Origin of the sequence: Chitinophaga hostae (assembly GCF_018224885.1) — a bacterium.
Taxonomy (GTDB): Bacteria; Bacteroidota; Bacteroidia; order Chitinophagales; family Chitinophagaceae; genus Chitinophaga; species Chitinophaga hostae.
On sequence record NZ_JAGTXB010000003.1, the window covers coordinates 1 to 22,133 of the forward strand.

At 39.6% G+C, this 22,133-nt stretch carries 23 protein-coding genes; 2 read left to right on the forward strand and 21 right to left on the reverse strand.

All coding sequences use genetic code 11. From position 1 onward, the window contains the following. Positions 1–660 precede the first annotated feature (660 nt). Positions 661–1,695, forward strand: a complete 1,035-nt coding sequence (locus KE626_RS07065; RefSeq protein ID WP_211972178.1) for a hypothetical protein — start codon at positions 661–663, stop codon at positions 1,693–1,695. Positions 1,696–1,787: 92 nt separating this feature from the next. Here the strand turns inward: KE626_RS07065 and KE626_RS07070 are convergent, their stop codons facing one another. From KE626_RS07070 to KE626_RS07140, 15 genes are all read right to left on the reverse strand, one after another. Next, a complete protein-coding gene (locus KE626_RS07070) occupies positions 1,788–2,090 on the reverse strand; it encodes a hypothetical protein (protein WP_211972179.1) in 303 nt (100 codons plus the stop codon). Next, positions 2,087–2,953 (reverse strand): hypothetical protein, encoded by an 867-nt coding sequence (locus KE626_RS07075; protein ID WP_211972180.1) that lies wholly within the window; start codon positions 2,951–2,953, stop codon positions 2,087–2,089. Before KE626_RS07075 ends, KE626_RS07070 begins: the two co-directional genes overlap by 4 nt. Positions 2,954–2,999: 46 nt before the next feature. Further along, complete coding sequence (gene traN / locus KE626_RS07080; protein ID WP_211972181.1) at positions 3,000–3,842, reverse strand: conjugative transposon protein TraN; 843 nt, start codon at positions 3,840–3,842, stop codon at positions 3,000–3,002. 13 nt (positions 3,843–3,855) lie between these two features. Next, positions 3,856–5,163, reverse strand: coding sequence for a conjugative transposon protein TraM (gene traM / locus KE626_RS07085; protein WP_211972182.1), 1,308 nt, complete (start codon positions 5,161–5,163; stop codon positions 3,856–3,858). A gap of 17 nt (positions 5,164–5,180) precedes the next feature. Further along, complete coding sequence (locus tag KE626_RS07090; protein ID WP_211972183.1) at positions 5,181–5,633, reverse strand: hypothetical protein; 453 nt, start codon at positions 5,631–5,633, stop codon at positions 5,181–5,183. Between the two features lie 10 nt (positions 5,634–5,643). After that, a complete protein-coding gene (gene traK, locus KE626_RS07095) occupies positions 5,644–6,261 on the reverse strand; it encodes a conjugative transposon protein TraK (RefSeq protein WP_211972184.1) in 618 nt (205 codons plus the stop codon). A 61-nt stretch (positions 6,262–6,322) separates the two neighbouring features. Then, positions 6,323–7,612 (reverse strand): conjugative transposon protein TraJ, encoded by a 1,290-nt coding sequence (traJ, locus tag KE626_RS07100; protein ID WP_211972185.1) that lies wholly within the window; start codon positions 7,610–7,612, stop codon positions 6,323–6,325. Positions 7,613–7,646: 34 nt separating this feature from the next. Then, positions 7,647–8,297 (reverse strand): TerB family tellurite resistance protein, encoded by a 651-nt coding sequence (locus KE626_RS07105; protein ID WP_249207337.1) that lies wholly within the window; start codon positions 8,295–8,297, stop codon positions 7,647–7,649. Positions 8,298–8,307: 10 nt separating this feature from the next. Further along, complete coding sequence (locus KE626_RS07110) at positions 8,308–8,916, reverse strand: hypothetical protein (protein ID WP_211972186.1); 609 nt, start codon at positions 8,914–8,916, stop codon at positions 8,308–8,310. A 6-nt stretch (positions 8,917–8,922) separates the two neighbouring features. Continuing rightward, positions 8,923–9,594 carry a DUF2059 domain-containing protein gene (locus KE626_RS07115; RefSeq protein WP_249207338.1) on the reverse strand — a complete coding sequence of 224 codons (672 nt, stop codon included), beginning with the start codon at positions 9,592–9,594 and terminating at the stop codon, positions 8,923–8,925. Positions 9,595–9,608: 14 nt separating this feature from the next. Beyond that, entirely contained in the window at positions 9,609–12,104 is a 2,496-nt protein-coding gene (locus KE626_RS07120) for a TraG family conjugative transposon ATPase (RefSeq protein ID WP_346344351.1), read from the reverse strand. A gap of 9 nt (positions 12,105–12,113) precedes the next feature. Then, positions 12,114–12,428: a DUF4133 domain-containing protein gene (locus KE626_RS07125; RefSeq protein WP_211972188.1), complete on the reverse strand. Its 315-nt coding sequence runs from the start codon at positions 12,426–12,428 to the stop codon at positions 12,114–12,116. Between the two features lie 13 nt (positions 12,429–12,441). Then, positions 12,442–12,780: a DUF4134 domain-containing protein gene (locus KE626_RS07130; protein WP_211972189.1), complete on the reverse strand. Its 339-nt coding sequence runs from the start codon at positions 12,778–12,780 to the stop codon at positions 12,442–12,444. A gap of 212 nt (positions 12,781–12,992) precedes the next feature. Beyond that, complete coding sequence (locus KE626_RS07135; RefSeq protein WP_211972190.1) at positions 12,993–13,541, reverse strand: hypothetical protein; 549 nt, start codon at positions 13,539–13,541, stop codon at positions 12,993–12,995. 271 nt (positions 13,542–13,812) lie between these two features. Next, positions 13,813–14,682: an RteC domain-containing protein gene (locus KE626_RS07140; protein ID WP_211972191.1), complete on the reverse strand. Its 870-nt coding sequence runs from the start codon at positions 14,680–14,682 to the stop codon at positions 13,813–13,815. 274 nt (positions 14,683–14,956) lie between these two features. Here KE626_RS07140 and KE626_RS07145 point away from each other — a divergent pair, with 274 nt between their 5' ends. Beyond that, positions 14,957–15,385, forward strand: coding sequence for a hypothetical protein (locus tag KE626_RS07145; protein ID WP_211972192.1), 429 nt, complete (start codon positions 14,957–14,959; stop codon positions 15,383–15,385). On the opposite strand, the gene KE626_RS07150 is transcribed toward KE626_RS07145, so the two are convergent. The 6 genes from KE626_RS07150 to KE626_RS07180 all read right to left on the reverse strand — a co-directional run bounded on the left by KE626_RS07150 (position 15,382) and on the right by KE626_RS07180 (position 22,069). Beyond that, complete coding sequence (locus KE626_RS07150) at positions 15,382–15,909, reverse strand: hypothetical protein (RefSeq protein WP_211972193.1); 528 nt, start codon at positions 15,907–15,909, stop codon at positions 15,382–15,384. The genes KE626_RS07145 and KE626_RS07150 overlap by 4 nt on opposite strands. Positions 15,910–15,921: 12 nt before the next feature. Then, positions 15,922–16,785 (reverse strand): HEPN domain-containing protein, encoded by an 864-nt coding sequence (locus KE626_RS07155; protein ID WP_211972194.1) that lies wholly within the window; start codon positions 16,783–16,785, stop codon positions 15,922–15,924. A 44-nt stretch (positions 16,786–16,829) separates the two neighbouring features. Beyond that, entirely contained in the window at positions 16,830–17,513 is a 684-nt protein-coding gene (locus KE626_RS07160; protein WP_211972195.1) for a hypothetical protein, read from the reverse strand. Positions 17,514–17,555: 42 nt separating this feature from the next. Further along, positions 17,556–18,782: a hypothetical protein gene (locus tag KE626_RS07165; RefSeq protein ID WP_211972196.1), complete on the reverse strand. Its 1,227-nt coding sequence runs from the start codon at positions 18,780–18,782 to the stop codon at positions 17,556–17,558. A gap of 588 nt (positions 18,783–19,370) precedes the next feature. After that, entirely contained in the window at positions 19,371–20,069 is a 699-nt protein-coding gene (locus KE626_RS07175) for an STM2766 family helicase-associated protein (RefSeq protein WP_211972198.1), read from the reverse strand. Further along, positions 20,069–22,069, reverse strand: coding sequence for an STM2767 family DEAD/DEAH box helicase (locus KE626_RS07180; protein ID WP_211972199.1), 2,001 nt, complete (start codon positions 22,067–22,069; stop codon positions 20,069–20,071). Before KE626_RS07180 ends, KE626_RS07175 begins: the two co-directional genes overlap by 1 nt. Between the last annotated feature and the right edge of the window lie 64 nt (positions 22,070–22,133).

Here is a 22,133-nt window from a genome sequence, read left to right on the forward strand (position 1 = left end):
ATAAAACTAAGTAAACACGAAACGCGAATCCGCACTTTGATAGACTAACAAATAGACCAAAAACAAAAAACCCGCGCGGCGCGCAGGTTTCAAGTTTCTCCAGTGAACCCTATGGTACAAAACTCGAACCTTTTTGTCTTTGATTTACGAAAATTAGCCCAAATAGCATAATTTATATATAATTAAGTTAAAATAATATTAAGAACTCACTTTTGACCTCAATGTGGTGCAATAATCAACAATTTTATTTATAATTACAATACTTTGACGAATGGGGACGCTGACAATGAGAAGGTCAACGTCCCCTTAATGTTGATAGCCATTAGTTCTGCCAAATCCGTTTTCGTACGTCAGCGTATATACAATACATTCAATTTGAGAGTTAAAATATTATATTACATTTATCACTAATGTATTATAATAAATTCCCCAATTTATATGTCTATCAAAAAGAATCCCCTAAGTTACCTATACCAAAAGCGCTACTATCACCAAAATAACTAAATATTTGATCAATTATCCTTATCGTGGATATTTGTAATATTCATTTTTGTAAATTCGTTTTATTCAAGGTGGCTTGAGATAGTGCCTCTTTCCAAATGTTGGCATAGCTGTGTTCAAAGCCCCCAGAAATACACTTACCGAGCAAATGACGAGATTATGATACCGCAAAGAATACAAGCTCTATTTGATTTTATAGATTACTTAGATTCAAAAAAAATTGAATATATCAATACGTACATTCCGCTTTGTGAGGAACTAAGCAGTCTGGATGTTCAAAGGTCAAAATTAGAACCTAAAAGCAACTACCTCGATAAACAGAAATACGATGCGATACAAAAGGAAATAGAGGAAAAGTTTCAACCGATAACTCTGAATATTTACACACCGGTATTAAATAAACTCAAAGACCTAGAAATATGGTCTGGTGACGATATATTCACAAGTATCTGGAATAACAATTCTTCTGCCATCTCTGATTTTAAAGAAAGTTTTGAATCCGACGACATTGCAAAGGTTATCGCGTATAAGCAAAAGTATTTGAACTTCAGAAAGGAGACCAATAGCAATTTTCTTTGTTTACAAATTGTGTTTAGCAATTTGGATGATATTTATAAAGAACTATTTGATTTTTTCAAAGATACCGCAGAAAATGAATTTGAGAGTTTTGAAATAAAGACTGTTAAAGTTAATAGTATTGCAGACGCGGTAAAAGGATTTGCTGCAAACAAAGAGAAGGCTGTTCGGTTTTCAATACCTCAAGAGAGTCTTTTTGATTACCAGAATGTAAGGCAGTATTACCCTCAAATGTATCATCAAATGCCTACTATAAAAAATGAAATAATTATGGGAAACAAAATTCAAGTTGGAGACATAACTGGAGACAATATCATTCTTAATAATGGCGATGAAGCAAATATACACGCTACTATTAATGTAAGTAAGGGCAATTTGGATAGCCTGAAACGCCAATTGTCTAAGTATGGAATTGAAAATGAAGATATAGAGGAGTTAGCAGAAATTGTGCAAACGGAGAGTCCAAATTCCGCAAGTAACACTCTTGGGGAAAAATCAAACGGTTGGATTTTGAAAGTTGCGGGTAAAGCACTGTCCGGTGCTGGGAAGATTGCAACAGGCATATCATCAAATATTCTGGCGAATGTCATACGCCATTACTATGGTATTGGTATTTGATAAGAATATGAATTGTAAAGCAGTACCGCAGGCATAACTCGGTATACTCATACTTACTAAAATGGAGCAGCTCAATAGCTACTCCATTTTAGTTATTCCTTACTTCCAATCTCCCTCAAAGTGATAAGGCTTGCTACCCCCGGCTTAAAAGAAGGGGCTAACTTGATATAGCCCCAATCTTTTAAATCCCGCATAACATAGTAATAAATCCTTTCCGACTTTATCTTTGCCTGATCACGTAATTGAGCTGAGAAAACCGTTACAGGGTTGCTGCCCCCCTGATGATGAAAATAATACAGGATAGCCAACATTAAACTAACGTGCTTTGGCCCCATTCTTGGATTCTCACTCACTATGTCCATAAAATCAGCTATATAGCCTTCCAACGTAATCATCCTGCACCTTGTTTATGTTTTCTCGCCTTACTTTTTTTTTCGCCGTTCTCCTCCTGCTGGCTTTTCTTTGCCGTCTTTTTGGTTCCACCTTCCGGTTTCTCTGATTCCTTCATCGAAGGTTTACTATCAGCGGTAACCTTCTGTTGTTCCTTTTGCCGTTCCATTAACTTCTGCCCCAATTCTTCGCTAATAAATCCTTTGTCGATCTGCGTCTGCAACGGAATTATTTTTTTATCCTCATCGAACAGAATAAGACTTCCCGAACGCAGACCCGGCGTTGCATACAATTCTTCATGCTGCCCATCTTTATTTAAGAACTTCTCCTTCTGAAGATTTCCCCGTTCTAAGGATTCTTTTAAGGCATTCTTGTACACAACGGAATACTCATCAATGACCTTCGGTAAATTATACCCATAAGATTTATCGATCCTTTCAGAGGCATAGTTGCCATTCTCCAGCTTTTCTTTTGGTTTGATTCGTTCCCATGCGTCAGTTTTAGCATGGTGAACTGGTCGCCCTTGCAAGAAATTGTAAGCCATCTTATAGGTAAAGTTTTCTTTGGCCTTCTCACTGCTGTTGTCGTCCTTCTTGTGATTCAAATAAAAGGTCTGAGTGCGAACTTCTCCGCTACCATCCTTTTGTGCGGACATAGTGTATTTATTGAGAAAATAATCACCGCTTGTTGCTGACTTACGTAAATGAAAAACCGTGTCACTCTTACCATCCTCATACTGTTTTTTATAGGAATGCTCGATAACCGCAGGTCCATCCTTCATCTTATTTACCAGATCAGCGTCGAATGCGTCCTTCACTCCGATCAGCATAAAATGCTTCTCCGTAAAATTATTATCACCTCCTTCCATAAAAAGAAATTTTAAATCTTCAGGAAATCTGCTTAATATAAACCTATCAATCACCCAGGTAACGGGCTTTTAGAAGCACTTTATGTTTGATCTTTAGCAGCAACATTCTCCCTCCATTCCTTTCACCAACCTGAATTATCAAATTTTGGTTCTTGGGAATCGTAAAGGAAGGGAAAGCCAGGACGATACTTTCTGAACTATCACCACTTACATTCTCCTGAACAGTAGAAAAGACAGGTGACAATACTTTCTCCTGGATGGCTGTTTTCTTCGCCTTCTTCCGGTCCTTCACTATAAATTTTATATAGTCCGGTGAGTAGGCGATAGATGAGTTATTACGGATACCCAGCTTAAAAAACATGGTGTTCCCTCGCATGTAAATGCTTTGAAGCGACAGAATAATCATTTGCTCAGAAATATGCTTCCACAGAAATCCCTTTCCTTCTTTCACCTCCGAACACGCCAACTCGTAAAACTCCTTGTCGTGTTCCACTCCCTTTATCAAAACATTCCGGCTTTCCTCCCCAGCTTTATAGAAGCGAAGATTTAATACAGAAGGCTCTAGCGAATATCTCAGCAAAAAGGAATACAGCCTGCCATCTTCGGTAATCACCGACAGGTTCGTTTGTAGAAAATCGGCTACCGCAGCTTTCACCTGCAAAACATTTTCAGCGCCCTTCGCCTTCTGAGCCATCACAGCACCACTCCCACGGTCAACACTTCTTATCGCATAGGGAAAAATTAAATTACTTGTTTGATTGAGACTTACCGACAGGAAATAAGGGTCTATTTTTTTTGCCCTCAATTCTGTGTCATCATCAGCAGTCTGTCCAAAAGCAGTGGTAAAAAGAATACCCCACATAATCACTGTAACACATAACCTTTTCATACTCTTTTTTTTACTATCGGTTCTTAATATTGTTATCAACCAGCAGAACATCGTAACCAGAACGTATATTAACCTTTACAACTTTTAGCTTACGACCAACTAAAGACTTCGCCGCCTGGATACCAGCACTAGCCGCCTGCGCACCAATTGAGGGGTCCAACGAACCTATGCTAAGGCTCTGAATAGCCTGATCTGTGGTGTGCTTCGCTACCTCCGCAGCCATGTTTGCGTTAACATCAACTCCGGCAATTCCATCCATATCATAGACCGTGAGGTTCACCGGCAAAATATTATTACCGGACTGTATAGAACTCACCGTGATGGCAAACCGACCCTCAGCCAATCTCCCCTTTCCCCATATATAGGCATTCCGGGGTACGAGAACACCAGCAACATAGACATCTTCCAGCAGCCGCATCTGTACCTTTGACCCGTCAGTAACCTCCTTGCTTTCAGCAATAACAGCGCGTATCGTGTTCTGTCTAACTTCTGTTTGTTGATCTTCCAGGGAATAAAAACGGTTCATGCTACCATACCGGGCAATTCTCAGCGAATCCAAAAAAGTATTTGCCCTTCCTGTATCTGACTGCATCAGGGATACAACATCCTCACCTCCTGAAGTCTTCACAGAAAAAACCTGGCTTCTACTCGCTTCAGAAAGTTCCTGCACTCTATCCCTTACCCGATCAGGATGCTGAATGTCCAAAATCTTTTCAAGGACGCCGGAAATCTGTTCCATCTGTTTGTCTGGTTTATCATCGGTCATTTCCTTCATCATCGCTTCCAATCGGTCCACGCCTTGCATGTCTACTTTATCCTTCACGCCATCTATTGGGGTAGAAACCCCGTACTCTTTTGTTGGGCTACGGTTTAATTCACCTGTAAGAGCTGCAATTTTCCGGTATACTTTCTCCTCATTTTCATCATGACCAGTTGCATCATGAAAATCACGGCGTTTTGTCCTATTGATGCCCGACCTTTCTTCAGAGGTATCCACGTTGAAAATATTCTCATAGACTGACGGAGATTTATAATAAGGGTCTTTCTCCTTCAGGGAACGCATCTTTGCAGAATCTCGATCAGCCTTCTCATAATACATCAACTTATTCCAACTACTATCTGCCGATGCTTTCGCATCTGGTAAATCGGTATTTATACCATGTATACGCACCTCCGCCACTAGTTTCTTGGCATTTCCACCAACAACACCAAAGGATGAAAGCAGAATAGTCAAAAAGGGAATAACGAGGACCGGTACAGCCATCAAAAATTGTTCTTGCTTCCGTAGCTTCTCATCAGCTACGCCTTCTCCACTTTTCATACACCATCAATTTTTAGTTATTTACTTAACTTTTCTAACTGCGCAAGGCTATCGATCAATCCCGGCCTTGCTGTCACTATACTATCGTACATACTTCGTCCAATCTTATCAGCATTCAGACTATCCAGGTAATGACGAAACTGCTTAATTCGATCTGTCAAAAAAATCGGCTTAACATCACTTTCTAAAACTATTCGCGGAATCACATGCGTAGGCTGGTAGATCGAATGAGCATCAACTGTATCTGCTGAACCTCCAGCATGGATTAATACAATAGCTGTAACCGAGATGTAACAAAGAACAAACACTATCAGTACTACTTTGATCTTAAACGGCGACCAGCTTTTCACCTTGCCATTCAGAAAATCTGCGTATTTCCGCTGCATCTTCTCAACTTTACCAGCACTACACTCGAAAATTGCATCTACCACAGAAATACGTCGGGTACTACGCCTAAAAATTCTCCACATAAAAAAAGATTTAACGTTCTACAGTATTCAAATCTTTATTCTCCAAAGTGGTCCACCGTTCAAGCAAAAAACCATGCGGATTATTATCACTTCGACTAACATTCCGAACATATCCTTCACTAATGAGACTTCGCGTTAAAATACTTGTTGCGCGCACTAACCGCTGATGGGCGTAACATTTGAAGTAATATGGATATTGATCTATATTCACCGCTACACTATCAATCTCTATCTTCTGAGAAATATTCCCGGAGATAATGTTGTTATAATAACCACTCTCTTTTAAATTCTCGTAAAGCCGCTTTGCGGAAGCATCTGCCATATATAAAGCACGGCCGATGTTCTTCTTTATTACCGTCTCATCGGGGTCGAGGGTAAAAAAATAGAAATGAAACATCTTGACATGATCACGAATCTCCACAGGGATATTCTCCTTCTTCTCGCTGGCAAAGGCTTCGATAGCCTTTCCGTTTGCCAAAACATAAATTCTATCTTGTGTTTTCGCCGCCAGCAACATCGATTTATAAATAGTAAACGCGACCAAGCAAAACGACAACACAACGATCACCAACGTGAACAACCGCACATGTGCGAATGCACCCTGAATACTCTTCATTTTCTGAAACATACTCTTTCACTTTTCAACCAACACATTGTTTCAATTCACAGCATGAACATAACATGCCTACCTATTCAGCTTTGCCGCCCTTCAATTTATTAGCCAAATGCCCATAGGCACGGCCAGCATCAGCAGCAAATCCCTTTCCTGTGCTACCAGAATTGTAACCCTCCTTAATGTCATCCGGAGCATTATACAAGTTCCGTGCGCCAGCTTCGAGGCTGTTATTATCCGCGAACATTAAGTGGCCGAAACCATCGGCGGCAGCACCAGCAGCTTTACCAGCCATCCCCGCGGCGGCACCAGCAGCACCAGCAGCAGCACCAGCAGCGCCTCCCAATGCCTGTGTCATTTTTCCAGTAAGCGCATCACCTCCGACAAACATAACATGGTTAGCAATACTTGGTATAGTCGTGTAGCCGTATATTCCAATGATCAAGAACACCATGTAACCCAAATCCGTACGACTGAAAAAAGTATCACCAGTAGAGCCAATCTGCGACAAATCGATTTTCAACATCTCCACCTGAATAGTAGCTATAACTGCCCCGAATATTTGGGCAATAGGAAGCCACAGAAAAACATTGATATAGCGCGCCAGCCAATGTTTCAGGGTATGCTGAAAACCGTCAAAAACAGACAATCCAAAAACTAATGGTCCCAGAATCCCAAGAATAACCAGGTTAAAGGTTCTCATCGTGTTTATGCACAACGAAACCGCCGCAAACAACAACTGCAATACTTCTGCTATAACTTCTTTAATTGAGTTGCGGAAATCATATGATGCTTTGGCAAAAGCAAACCGCATATCGTTTCCGATACTGGATAAGAACCCCTCATCATCACTTGGTTGTCCGTCGTGAGTATATTTATACCACCTCTCCCTGTCACCCACACCCGATTCACCAACGTACATCTGCCACACATCAGTTTTCTTTATGGCTTCCTCTTTTTGCTTCAACAACGTAGCAACAGATTCATCAGCACCATTCACCATTTTCGCAGTACCGATAACAGTAGGTTGCATAACTCCATTAATCATTGCGAGTACCGAAGGAAAAATGAGGACAGCAAAACCAATTACGAATGGCCTAAAGAGAGGATAAAAATCGATTGACTCAGCCCTTGACAAATGACCCCAAACACGAACAGCTATGTACCATAAAGCGGCAAACCCTGCTATAGCACGCCCTACACCTATTAATTCACCACACAAGGGCATCAACTTTTTATACAGTTCGTCTAAAACCAGATGCAAACTCTTTATATCATCTGAAACCCCACCTGATTGGGCATAAGTCAAACAGGGAATGACAAACAGAAACGCACACACCACTAAGGATTTTAACAACATTTTCATACATCACGCTTTCTGAAATCCTAAAATAATTTACCTACTTCAGCCCTTCAATTGCCTTCATTCTATCGACCTCCTTCTGTTCCTTCATGCGCTGCAACGCCATAACCGAATTAGAACTATTGAACTGCCTAAGAAAAACCAGTTTATCCTCCATCTCCGAGTATACTTTATCAATGGCACTTAGCCGCTCTTCATCAGACATTCGTAAATTGCTGGCCGTAATAACAGTAATCAAATCGTCCAGATTTTGCAGTGAACCATCGAACAGGCGGCTATATACCCTACCCATATATTCAATCTCCCCAACCGTAAAAATGCCTGAAGATTTAGCGTACTGAAACGCCTTCTTGTATTCTTTCACGATAGAAACCTGATCGTCTATAATATCGGCGACGCGGCTATATTTCTTGATGGCAGGATTCACTTCCATCAATCCATCCAAGAACAATTTATGCAGTTGAAAATTTCCCTGACTAATGTTCTTTATTGTATTATAGCCACCAGAAAGTATTTCATAGCCTTTCTTCAAATCAGATAAAATCTGCCGGAACTGCGCCAGCTTCTCAATATTTAACGCTAACTGCGCGATTTCTTTCGCCTGGGCATTTACCCTATATGGGGCAAAAAAGACAGTAAAAAATAACCCGCCAGCGAGTACCCAACAAACCAACACACCACTTTTCATACGCACAATTTTATTTTGTTGCTTTCCTCATTACTTGAACATCAAGTAACTCTTTCCTCCGTTGTAGTACCTGAACTTTAGCTGATGAACAAAAATGCTTCGTAAACAGATAGCAATCTTCCATATCAGCATAAACACCATCTATTCGCTTGATACGCTCATCATCACTCAATTCAATCTTTCCGGCAGTTACCAAAGGAATAAGATCGTCCAATAGTCTCTCGCATTTACCCAGCATCCGAATTTTAACGCTACCAACATACCCCAATTCAGCCCCAACAAACAAATTACTCTCTCCCATGTCTCGCAGAATACTCTTGAAGTCTTTTGATACTTCAATACCCATTGTAACTATCTCGGCTATCCTGGAATAATTGCGAATCTTCGGGTTAATGGATTCTAACGAAAGAAAAAAATCCTTGTCCAGTTTAAAGTGTCCATCCTTAACGCTACCGATAAAGTTCAAACCTTGCTGCGCTGCTTTGTAGCCCTTCTGAAGAAACTCGATGTATACCTTATTGGCTGCAATCTGCTGCACATACAGCTTAATCTGGTTATTCTGAGAATAGGCATTGAAAGAAAAACCCAACAGCACACCTATGGCAAGTAATAGTTTCATACTACACTATTTTATTCCATACATCAACTTAATTTGCTCAACGTCCTTTTGATCTCTGGCCCGTTGCAAAACCAATTTCTTATTCTCATTATTGAATGATCGCAAGTCATTCAGGTTAACATCTATTCCGTCAGCAACCCTATTCAGTATCTCTATCCTTTTTCCGTCTGTCATTTTTGTACTGAAGGAGTTTATGACCAGGAAAAGATTATCTACATTCTTTAAACTCTCATCTATTATTCCGGTATAGACTTTTGCCATATAGTCAATTTCCTTCGCCGTAAAATGTTTATCATTTCTAAACAGAGCAAACGCTGCTTTGTATTCGTCTACAATGGCTATTTGTCTCCCTATTACTTCTTTTACCCGTTTATACGAACTGATAGCTTGTTTTACTTTGTTCAGTTCATCAAAATATTGTTGGTACTGCTCCTTATGCTTCTTTGTCCAATCTGAAATTTCATCCAACTTCAGTTTCGTAAGAACGTTCTCAACTTGCTTCTGAGCATTCTGCAACCAGATGGTCTTGTTCTGCAAACGTTGAACCGCAAGGTCTGCTGCTTTAATAGCGGCAATCAACGCCTGCCTCACAACCTCCCATATGATCGCGTGACTTTTTTGTGTTGGCGCAATCACCAAACAAAAGCAAAGGGCCAACCCCACAAACACCTTATTCATACCCCTTAGTTTATTTATTGTTTTCTATTCTTCTCCAACACCATTTGCTCGATAGCTTTCTCCATACTGCCAAACTTCTCCGCGTACTCTAAAACCTTAACACGTTCTTTTCCTTCTGTCGTGAAAGCGAAATATTCATGAGCGCACAAATCGTTTTTGAAGACCTTCGCAACCTGCCCACCTATCTCCATAAAAATCTCCCGATTATCCTTATTCACACTCAGCAATATGTTTTTCGATTTCTCCGACAGCCCTAATACAGATTGCAATTCACCGAATCGGTTCATAAATTTTCGCATATCCATCAGTATCTTCACGTCGGCATTAGCTACAATCGCATCTTTAATTACCGCGGAGGAAATCAGGTCATTTAGTTCTTGCGTAACGACAATTGGCACACCGTTAAACTTCCTAAACGTTTTAAATCCATACTTCGTAAACTCCGCCATACTGGGCCTTGTCAGCGCCTTCCATGCTTCGTCAATCACGAAAGCCTTCCTAACACCTGGCACCTTCCGAACCTTTGAAATGAACATCTCCATACATATCAGTACGACTACACTAAAGAGGACGGGATGATCTTTAATATTATCCATCTCTATAACCGTGAACCGCTGATTTAGTAAGTCCTGCTTGCCCTCTGCATTAAGTAAGTAGTCAAACTCTCCATTCTTGTAAAAAGGACGGAGAACGTACAGAAAATTGTCTACATCAAAATCCCGATCTTTGAGCCGGTGTAACTTCAGTTCTTCGATAAAGAACTCTTGCAGATACTCATAGAATGTATTAAAGCAGGGAGCGATCGCCGGATTTTCGGAAAGATGTTTGTAATAACCCGTTAGCGCATTCGATAATGCTACATACTCTGATCTATTGAAAGCCTCACTTTCTTGTTTCCATAAGGCCACCAGCAGGGATTTCAAGGCTTCCTTCTTCTCCGTATCGAGCGTCTGTCCAGGCGGGAGATAAAAAGGATTGAAGCGGATAGGATTTTCCTCAGTATAGGTAAAGTAAAAGCCACCCGTAAGTTCACAAAGCCCCCGGTAACTACCCCCAATATCCAAAACCACGATATGGGCACCTTGCTCAAACATGGTGTTCAGCATATGGTTAACGGTCATGCTTTTTCCACCACCGCTTGTACCACAGACGAGTGTACCCATATTTGAGGAAATACCCTTCATTCTGGGAGCTGTGTATGGGTCTACGTAAACGGGCCTACCTGTCAAACGATCACAAAATCTTATACCCTCTTTGGGGTCATCAGACCTGTAGTTACTTTCCAAATTCAGAAAGCAACAAGCCTGTTCTGCAAAAGTGTTGAACATATCGTTCCCCGGAAAATCAGCACCATTCCCCGGAATACCACTCCAAAAAATCTGAGCAGCGCCAATAGTTTCTTGCTTGGCGACAGCATCCATATGTGCCAAACCGGAAGTAACCAAATTCCGAATGTCCTTTTCTTCATCAGCAGATTCAGTCCAGGCTAATACATTAAAATGGGCCTTTACTGGCAAGCGTTGCTGGCTAATGCTCTCATTCAAAAACTCATTCACCGCATCACGACTAATAGCATTCTCCCTGCTATAGTTAGCGAGAGATTGAAGGCGAAGTCGCTTGCTTTCAAACTTCTTTAATGTTTGCTGCGCGTCGTCGACAAAAATATATTGGTTGTAAATGTGATTAACCGGAAGCAGCAACCCCAGATGTGACGCAAATCCTATTGAAAACTTCGTCTGATCTGTGCTATACTTATCATAGTTAATCCGCGACCCGCAAAGAGAAGGAAGGCTATCAACACCTGATAACGTGAAAAGCTGGCAGCTTTTGTTACCTACTTTCAGTTTGCCCCGTAACTCAATATCCTGGACTAGTAACTCATCTTCTTTATCCAGCAGGAACAGATACCTTTCAACAAGTCCAGCTTTACGATCTTGGCTTCCAAGTTCTGCATTCTTCAAGCGTTTTAAAATAATCCCTACATCACTCAGCACTTTCTGAAACTGTCCAGCCACGTCCTCAAATCCCTGCAACACCACTTCGCTTAACGTTTGTTGCGGAACGATATTTGGTCGTATAAGATTCGACATCAGTGATGTAGAACCCTTTCGCGCAGGCGACCGTTTTGTAAGCATAATGTAGCAACGATGATCAAGGAACGGTCTACCATGAAAGTATGCCTGGCTATGCTTCTTCAGAAAGCTATCCGATTCCGAAAAAATCCCTTCGTACTTATTCTTCACAAACCAATCTTGCTTATGAATCATTGTATTCTTCGGCAACAATTTAACAGCCTTTATCAAGGCTTGATGCCATACTTCAAAATCGTCAGCATGGGCGGTAAATATTTCAGGCAACTCTACACTGTATGCAATTGTTATGTCCCCCTGCTTACTTAGGATGCAATCATGCTCATAATCTGCAATGGGAAAAATATCTCTTAGCCACTTTTCCATCTTCACAATATTTTTCTTCTTTACGCCTCGACTACCTATATGGATAATGTCCACACTTGGTGATCAATACATCTTAAAAACACTCCGGTCATTGCACTTTATCACGTTAGGAATACCTCTACTAGCAATCTTCTTCATCATCCCATATTCTCCGTACTTATTACTTAACTTGTACACATGGGTAAATAGAAATGCAGTAAGGCCACCCACCAGTGCGATGCAGAAATAGGAATTTACCCCAACCAAATATAGTATGGCAAACAGCAATAGCGCTAACACCAAACCACCGCCGAGATACCATATATATTGAGCCTTCAACCCTTTAAACTCAACAGCTTTATCCACACCTTTATTGATCTTATAAACACTGTTTGCCATACTCCGTAATGCTTTACTGTTGGATTCCGAAAAATGAACGCAGCACAGTCGCTACAATGACTAAAAAAACGCAGCTACCAAACCAGGCGGCAGCAGTCGAACCTGTATCAGGGTGACCGTTTGACCACTTCTGATACACACGAACCGCCCCGATGAGGCCCAAGATCGCGCCCACTGCATACATAAGATCGCACCCAACACTAAAGTAACCGCGGACCTTATCATTTGCTTCCTGGATACCCGCCTTCCCATCCTGAGCATAAACGTAAACACTTAGCACTGCTGATAATGCGGTTAATACAGAACCGTAAAGCAGCCGCTTTCCAAAGCGATCAATCAACTTCATTTTCATACACACTTCGCTTTATATTGTTATCAAAAAATAATAGGCATAAAAAGGCCCCACGCACTACCTGACCCGAATCACTAACCACTCAACACTATCAGGTAACGGCAGGGCCAAAAACGCAAAAAATGCGTAATAAAAAAGAAACACTCCGCACCTTATCCCTCGCACTTGGTTTTCCTGCACACCGGTGCTGACGAGTGTTTCTAATGTTTCATTCATTCATCCCACAGCGCATTCAACTCATCCTCACTGAAACGAATGTCACATTGATCTTCAGCAATAACTTCGATCAGATTGGTAATCCCATTCTGATAAATGCTTCCCTTTGTACCTGGATACTTACCTAGTAGCATCTTAATGCTACTGGAAAGCCCCTCTTTGTCCATCCCTTCTTTTCCAGCTTGGCTTACCAGTGCTTGCAGCTCATCTACCAGCGAATGCACAGGAGCCATTGTCGTGGCGTCCTGATCTTCTACAGTTGTATCTTTCTCTTTGAACAGAACACTATCAACTGCCTTCTTCTCCGCTATCCGTTTTTTCAGGCTCAATATTGAACCAATCTTAACACGGAAGAAAACGACAACAACTGCATAATAGATTACCAGCAGTATGCAAAGCCATAACAAATAAGTAGTCCATGTAATCATAGTGCATTGCTTTTTATTGCTACACAAAAATGCACCAGTCGGAAAGCTGTTTTTCACACTATGGACAGAAGTCGGAGAAATATATTTTTTGTTGCTGATCTCGATCAACATACGCATGTATGCCTAATAGATGCGTGCGTGTGTGTCTATATATACAGCCATGACGCACGCATACATGTATATCAGAGAGAAATAGCACCGATAAAGAAAACACGACAGATGCGTGCATCGATGTATCTATTATATATACAACGCACGCATACATCTATTAACAAGCAGAAAAAGTCCCACTTCGGTCTGAAGTGGGACTTTTTCTATAACAAACGAAAATGCCGCTACAGCAGCGGCATTAACAAGCATTAGACATAAAAAACACACATCGGGCGGTTTACTGCTTCGGATTCTCATCCCAGTAGTTCATACGATCTTCCAACCGCTCAATCAAGTGATTTAAAAAAGATACCCGATCTTTCTTTCTGAGGCGTATTTCCTGGAACGTCCTATAAAAATTCCCAATGTCAATATTGAACAGTTTGGAAATGTCGGCAACAATATCCTTTACGTCTGCATTCCCATCATTCAGAACACCGGCGCTGTATAGAGCGTAAACAAGTTCTGTCAAAGCAACCTTTGAACCGGTCCACCTTAACCCTTTGGTAGATTCATTTTGAATCAGCCCCACCGTTTGCTGCACTGTTTCAGTAACCGATAATTGCCGGTATAGGTACGCACAGTATTCTTCATCGGCAAGAAACTCGGAAACAGTACTATCATGTAGGGTCTGAAAGGAACTATCTACGATCATGAACGAATCAGCCGAATACAACAGATCACCGGGTCGCCTCAGAAAATAAACTCTATCCAAATGTGTAGCACCAGACTTATAGTAAGCATATATCTCAGACCGCTTTTGGTAGTTTCGCTTTACTTTGCGGATCTCGCGTTTAAAATATTTTTTCGCATTAATCTTATCTACCATCAACGGCCGTTTTACCTCCGAATCATACAGTTTCCGAAAGAATATCAACTTACTCATAAATTGTGGCTTAACTTCCTTAAAAAAAGACACTTCGCTTTCTTCAGAGGAAAAACCATTTGTAATAACGTGTTGCCTCAAACGCTCAATAGCTAACTTAACGATTTCAATTCCGCCTCTCGCAAATACAATTGGGCTAAGTTCATCTTTCTTTATCTGTTCCAGCTCATCTACCATTTCGCTATGGAGCGTTTCGTAAACCGAATATCGCTGCTTCTGCATAGGGAATAGTTTTTTAACTTTACACTATTACTAATTTACCGCAAATGCCATGCAAACAGGTATTCAGGAGCATATCAAAAAAGAAATTTTAAACAGCAAATCGGAAATTTCTCTACTGCATAGTATATACCCGTCACATTCACTTATTTGCAATGCTGCATAGCGCAGATGTACTGATGTATATATGCAGTATATTCATTTAAAAAAGCGCCTGTAGTAGAGTGAGTAAGCATAGTTTTTGTAGGCAGATACAATAGACCGTCAATTGATCTAAATGGAAATAAACGACAACCTTCCAGAAGGGACAATAAAATGGACCGGCTCAAAAGAAGAATTTATTGAGTTCGTTTTGATAGTAGCAGACTATAGAATCTGTGTCAATACCCAATCACCCAATCCTGATAAAAGATACTACTATCAGATGTGTGATGTATTGGGTGATGACCTGATAAGATTTTTCAAAATGGATATTTCACCACACGAAAATTTTAAACAACTGAGGAAGAGTGCAACAATAAATTACCGCTTCACAAAACGAATAATTCGTATTATGAAGCGGTTGAAGCAGGATGAGTATTTTCTACATCTACTTGAAGATAGGGGAATATTACCTTCCGTAGAATACATAACCGAGGAACTCATCAAATGGAACAATATAGAGAAGATCACAACACTACTATGGCTCTACATAAACAAACGCTAACCGTAGGCGAGATTCAACATTGCTTGTAAGCATAGAAAAAGAGATATTGCAGATTCCCGTTCCCATTTATCAGTACTCTGCGATGTGATAACACATTCCAGCATGTCTATCGCTTCAGCTATACAGTAAAGACGATTGTACTTTTTCGTAAACAAAAGCAAAACCTGCGAAGTATCTCGCCTTTCTTCCTTCGAAAGAGCTTTACAACGATCAGATTTTTTCCAGTGTTTTCGATACTCTGCCGGAAGTCGTTTCAGCATCCGCTTACGCCTCCCACTCTGTATAAAAAAAGCCTCAAACATACGTAGAACATCATCGTAGAACTCTAATAATATTCTTCTTTCTTCGCCTGTTTCGTATAACCCAATTTCATTAGTCAAACTGGCATACTTCCAATGCTCAAAACTATCTTTCAGGTCATCCAATCCAAAATCCTCAAAGATAGCACGAAGAACATGCTTTTTCTTGGCCGACAACTTAATGAACAAAGAGTGCCGTTTGTGCTCATAACCTGGGTTTTCCATCTTGCTGAAAATTTAGATTATCACTTCTTCGGCAGCTTCAAACGCCACTGTCTTTCCCGTATCTACAAGAATATTGAAGACCAACTGAGCCTTTTCCCTTAGCTTCAATACATGTGGAAAAGCGGGTGCAAAATCATACGTATAACGGGCACCAACATACGCTTTCTGCAACACCTCCAATAACTTCCGTCCCTGTTCCGGCGGGAAGACCTCCAGCAATCGATATGTTACCAGGCCCGCATACCTCAATAGCCTATCGATACTGTGTGTATCGACAACAAAGCCACTTCCTATCAGGACAATGGTTTTAAGCGATTGCTCGAAGCACTGGTGAATCATAAACGTTGCCAGCTCACCTTCTTCACGTGCAATATATAAATCAGCACCGGCCAGAAACTCCTTAACACGATGTACCGTTTTAGTATATTCTCTTTTCCCGTCACGAGATTGCTTTATGCCTATCGTGGTTACCTCCGGTAACTGTATATTACCAGCATCATAGAAAATTATACCGGACCTGTGTACAGAAGTAACGAAGATATTACCATCATTATACTTTTCGATGAAACTTGCTGCCTCCATAGCTATTATTGTTATCCTGGCGAACTGGTAACACCTTTGTTCCAGAATATCCTCCCACTCGCTCATACGCCGGCTTTCTCCGTCTTTAATAACGACGAGCAAGAAGAAGTCTCCAAAATAGTGTGCAGCAGGCGAAACACTACTAAAAATCGTTTCTGTTCTTCTTTGATAATGCGAGGAACCTAGTATGTAAATCAATTCAGTGGGTACGCTTTCTCTAATAACCCCTACCACTACGTCTTGTACACTCTGCAATGAACTATTTTGATTGCTGAATAAATTAAAGGGCCGCATATATAAAATATTTCTGTGTATAATTAATTGGGGGTGGACAGGCTTTATTTGTTCGGACCCATCAAGTCTTTCACATGCGTTTCAAACATGGACCAATGCTTTTTGATAAGGGTTGTAATCATCATAGCTTCCGCTTTGGAAACAACAGACGTCTTCATCCTTCTATGAAACGTCGCGATTGACCAACCACATTCGGTCATAACATCAGCTTTGAGATACTCCCAAAAAGATTCGATATAAATTTGAAGGTCTCTAAAAGCGTTGTTAACCCCGTTCCCATCCAATGCCTCACCAGTATTGTGGTCCGCATTCTCCTGCTTTATAATTGATTGGCTATATTGGGGCGAAGAATAAGTTGGGCCTGTTGTTCGATCAGCATCCGTAAGCCAGCCTGAAGATTGCTGCTTCTTAGCACCAGGCGGTCTACCTGGTTTCCTTTGGGGTCCGTTTGGCCCTGAATGACCAATACTTGTAATCCGAGTACGCTTTCCGGTATGCGATAAACCGCTGTCGTTGTTCCAAACCGGTGGTGCGGTCCGTTCGCCACTAACTAAATCGTACTTTGGTCGCTCCCCCAGCGAGCGCCAGTTACCCGGTTTTTGGGGCAATCCCGTTTTCTCTTTTTTAGGTCTACCAGGTTTTCTTCCATTCTGCCCATCGCCACCGCCGTAGCCGAGCCTGTCATCATCAAAATGGTTCAAATTAAATTCTTCGCTATAATTTATCATAATACAAGTTTTATTCTCAGTTGGTAAGTCGGAGCAGATTTATTAAAGGATAGGGTACTTTTGGGAAAGTGGCGTCAAGATGGCGTCATCAAAATCCTTTTTATGTTCAGCAAAAAAAGTGATACAACCAATGTTGTCTATCCACTGGACAATTACAGCATCTTGATAACTATCGAACATATACATCGTTCCATTGTGGAAAAGGAAAGGGAAGTGGACCCGGTAAGACGATATAGGCTTTCTATCGATTTTAATTCCGAGAGATAGTTGAGACTTCCCCTTTATGGAATCCTTTTTAAAATACACAAAAGGTTTTTTCTTAGATATGGCTACCCTCCGGGCATTCGCTTTCGAAGGTCTCCCTCTCAATTGTCTCGAACCGTAGTACTTATAGGCATAGACAAAAATCTCATCTTGTAAAAGCGGATAAAGGATCTTCCATTCCTGGAATATCTCTTGAACCTCCAAATTCCAGCTTATCCGGTAAACATCCCCATACTTCTTTGCAAACTCCTCAACCTTCTTTCTAAGTTCACCCGCTTTTAAATACAGGCCAAGTTGATCTACAGTATACGGTCTCCCGATAGCCTCGTCAATCTCTGGTCCGAACTTCACCCAGGACACCAACTGATCATTTCCTTTCGATAGTTTACCATAGCCAGAGAGAATAAAAGGGAATTGTCGCTTGCCATACGGCAATGCTACAAAAAAAACAACGGCAGCACGCTTTTCCCGGGCGACGCTTTCAATGGCAGGTTCCAGGGCCAACATATCCGAAAGTGGAAGTGGCCATGATGTATTCTCAAAAGGATATAGTTGTTTTAGTTCTTTTCTTTTCGCTAGAGTAATACCATAGTCCGTTTCTATTTTATCATAGGCGTCTGGATATTTAAACCCAATATCAAATTGCTTGTTTTCCTGTAATTGTTCAAAATATTTGTTTCCGTACTTATAAGCTATGGCATCAATCGTTTTGAAAATGTGAATGCAGATACCAGGAGCTTTGTTTTTGCAACTACAGGCCACGTGTAAGTCTTTACTATCAGCATTGAACGTCAGAATATAGTCGCCAGTAGCAAATTTACTTTTGAGAACAAGCTGATGATTTTTATACGCCTGAAATTTTACGAGAGGGTGAGCTATATCTTTCAATAGCAAGCCGTCGATACTCTGCTTTTGTAGTTCTTCCAATGAAATGCAATTGCCATTCGTAAATGGAATAGCAACAGAAGCAGATGGAGCATGGGTGTTTAGTTTTGCTGTAGACATGATTTTCATTTCTAGCAAATGACGCCATTCTCAAACTGAAAATGCAAATTCAAATTCTGTATTTTACCAATCAGGTGTTGACTTTTACAAATGCCGAAAACCATATACTTTTAGTGTTTTATTGCTTATGACAAATGTTTCTATACACGAAGGCCAGAATGTTAGGAAGCTGCGGCTGATAAGAGGAATGAAGCAGAACAGGTTGGCACTAAGACTTGGAGAAAACTGGAATCAACAGAAAATATCCTATTGGGAAAGCAAACAAAAAATAGAAATTTCTGCTCTAAATGAAATTGCACACGCTTTACAGGTGCCTGTATGGGTATTTCAGATACCCTGTAATTTATTCAATAAAATAGCGCTACAGGTTCATAATCCTGTAGCTTTGGAGGATGATTTCTATATTCAAAAAATCATTGAATTGTATGAAAGATTGCTAATATGCGAATGGGAAAAGCAAGAACTTTTAGGCAGGAACAAGTGCAATATTTTTCGCACGGATGGATGCTAACCAGGTAACATGTAGACCAATTAACTTCTTGTTATAGACCGACGACTTTCAGGAAACTCGCTGGTAAAAAAATTTTACTATTTGCGTTTGGTCTTTTTTGATGCAGAACTTGAATCTACAGCAATTTTTAGATATTTACAGTCTGTATTTGAATCTAACGTGTCTATCAGATCTGCTTCTAAATATTCTTTTTCTAGTCCCAATTTAAATGAAACATGATTTGTATAAAATATATCAATATGATTCAAAGGGTGCCGATGTTGCTGCATTTTTTCCAATGCCGCCTGATACCCCTTTTCATCTTTGTCGTATCTTATGTAACCATCCTCTAGTAGAATTAATTCCCTAATTAAAGTCCAATAGTTAATCTTATGCTCCGCTTCAATATCAATAATTGGTTCAACGGATTCAAGGCAATGTTCACTATTGAAGATAGGGTTTTTAATTATGGATAGCACATTTGTAATTGCTAAAGAATCAATGTCAATAATGTTTTTGTAGCTTATGCTGGTATTGTTCTCATCATAGCTGATATTAAACGGGAAAGCAATCGAATATATTTTTAATTCACTGACGAAAAATAGCCTATTCATTTTGTCAATATTCACTATTATCTTCGTCTTAGCTCGTATTTTTTCCGCTTTCGGGCTATATAATAAAGTTCTACATGCCTCTAATAGAATCTCTATAATTTTATATTTGTCCTTTATTCGTTCTTCTGGAAAGAATGTTTTAAGTGAACCTTGATTAATTTCAATTTGAAAGGAGCTTTTCATTACATGTAAAATTCTAAATTTGTTCTAATGAATTTTATCGTTTTGGCTTTATCAAATCTGTCAATTCCTGTTTTCAATAAGGCTTCACTAAGTTTTGACCTTTTATCCTTATCTATATTCAGTTCGTCGAAAATATTCGTTAGAAAATCCTCATAGGATAAATTTGTATTACTTTGAATGAACTTAGTTAGTTTATTTTGTATCTCTCTCTTTTCCTTAACGTTTGGTTCGATTGTTTGAATATAATGGTACTTGTTAATTATGCGCAACCCTTCTTTATTTTGGTCAATACCCTTTTCTTCATGAACCAATAGGTAGGATTGAATAAAGGATCTAGTTAGCATAGTATACAGGATATTTCTGAATTTGTAGGTATTTGTTATCGATCCAGCTATGCAAATTACAAACGGAAATTCAAGACCTTTTACATTATTGGAATTTGAAACAAAAACAGTGTTAGGAATCTTATTTTTATTTTCATAGGCTCTATTAACATTCCAACCTAATTGTCTTCCAATATATACGCTCAATGAATCGATGTATTCATAAGTCTGTTTTGTATTTTCTTCCAATATTATAATTGCTATATCATCAGGCAATAAGTCCTTATGTTTAGTTCGAATACCGGTAATGATTTTGACTACATCTCCGACGCTATTTGACCCACCAATAACAACACTTTCAAAATCGTCTGTATTCAAATCCTCAAATCTTCGAATAGGATCTCTATGCAGTCGAACTAAATTTCCATCTACTCTTTCCAAAGTATACCCAATATCATTCCAGTAACTGTCCGGAAACCAGTTTAGTTTTTTCTTTTCAAATAATCCAAGGCCAATACCGTGGGCAAACATCAAAGTTCGCGGATCAGTCCTATAACATCTATTTAGAACAATATCCACTGCTACATCACTTTTATCAGCCTTCTCAAAAATATCTTGAAAAATATCACCTGCTATATAGACTTTATGTTTTGCTATCTTTTCACATAGTTCGAAGAATACACTTGGAAAATCCTGCCGTTCGTCCACCAGAATATAATCAAATGCAAATTCGAAATCGTTTTCATTTAATAGGTTTATTCGGTCTAATATCTGTTTGAAAATTTTTTCGTAGGTATTATCAACACTCCATCTTGAAAACGGAAGATTGTAAAAATTACATAGGTAACTATAAAATCCAGTATTAGGATCATTTTTTGACCCCCAAGCATGAGTAACCCACAGTCTTTTATGCCATTCGATTTGCTTATCTACTCTCATAAAGTTGAAAAAGTTAGGCACTCTTTCTCTTAGATTATTCGCCAAAGCAATATTATGGCAAGTAAAATATATCCTGCTGGATTCATCTTGTATGTAGAGTTCCTTTAGCTTATGTAGGAGCAACTCTGTTTTGCCAGTACCAGAAAGTCCTTGAATGGATACTGATTTCTTATTAAATTCTTGGTATATAAACCTAGTTTGTTCTCCATCAAAAAGTATAATATTCTTCTTTACTCTGGCTAAAATCGTCTCTGGAACTTTAGCACCTACTTTGTCAATATCATTAATACTTCCTATTAGGAGGGAAATTAATAATTCACTTACTCTCTGTATTTCTGGTGCTATTTTGTTATTATTTAATAATAGTTTAAAACTTGTTAAGTTGCCATAGGAGATTAGAGCTGTATTATTTTGTTTCCATTCTCTTGGCCTGCCTATGTGATTTCTATAGTTATACTTGTCTGAGATTGAGTTTATATCCTCAAGGAAATCATCATAAAATTCCTCAAAGCTTTCATCATCACCTTTTAAATCAACAAACATAAGCTTATGTCTGGGAGAAAGGATAACGACTGCATTCTCTTGATAAGGGTATTTGTATTTTTTATCGCCTAAAGGTGCATTTATGACATATAGTTGCTCATTTGGGTTTTCTCCGCAATAGCCTTTAATTTCATTAAGTATTGCACTATTGAGAGAGTTTTCTTCAATTTGGATGTATAATAAGTTCTTCTCCATTTGTTAAAGGTTGCAAATCTTAAAAAGCAGATATTTCCTTCTTTTTAAGGACTGAATATTATAT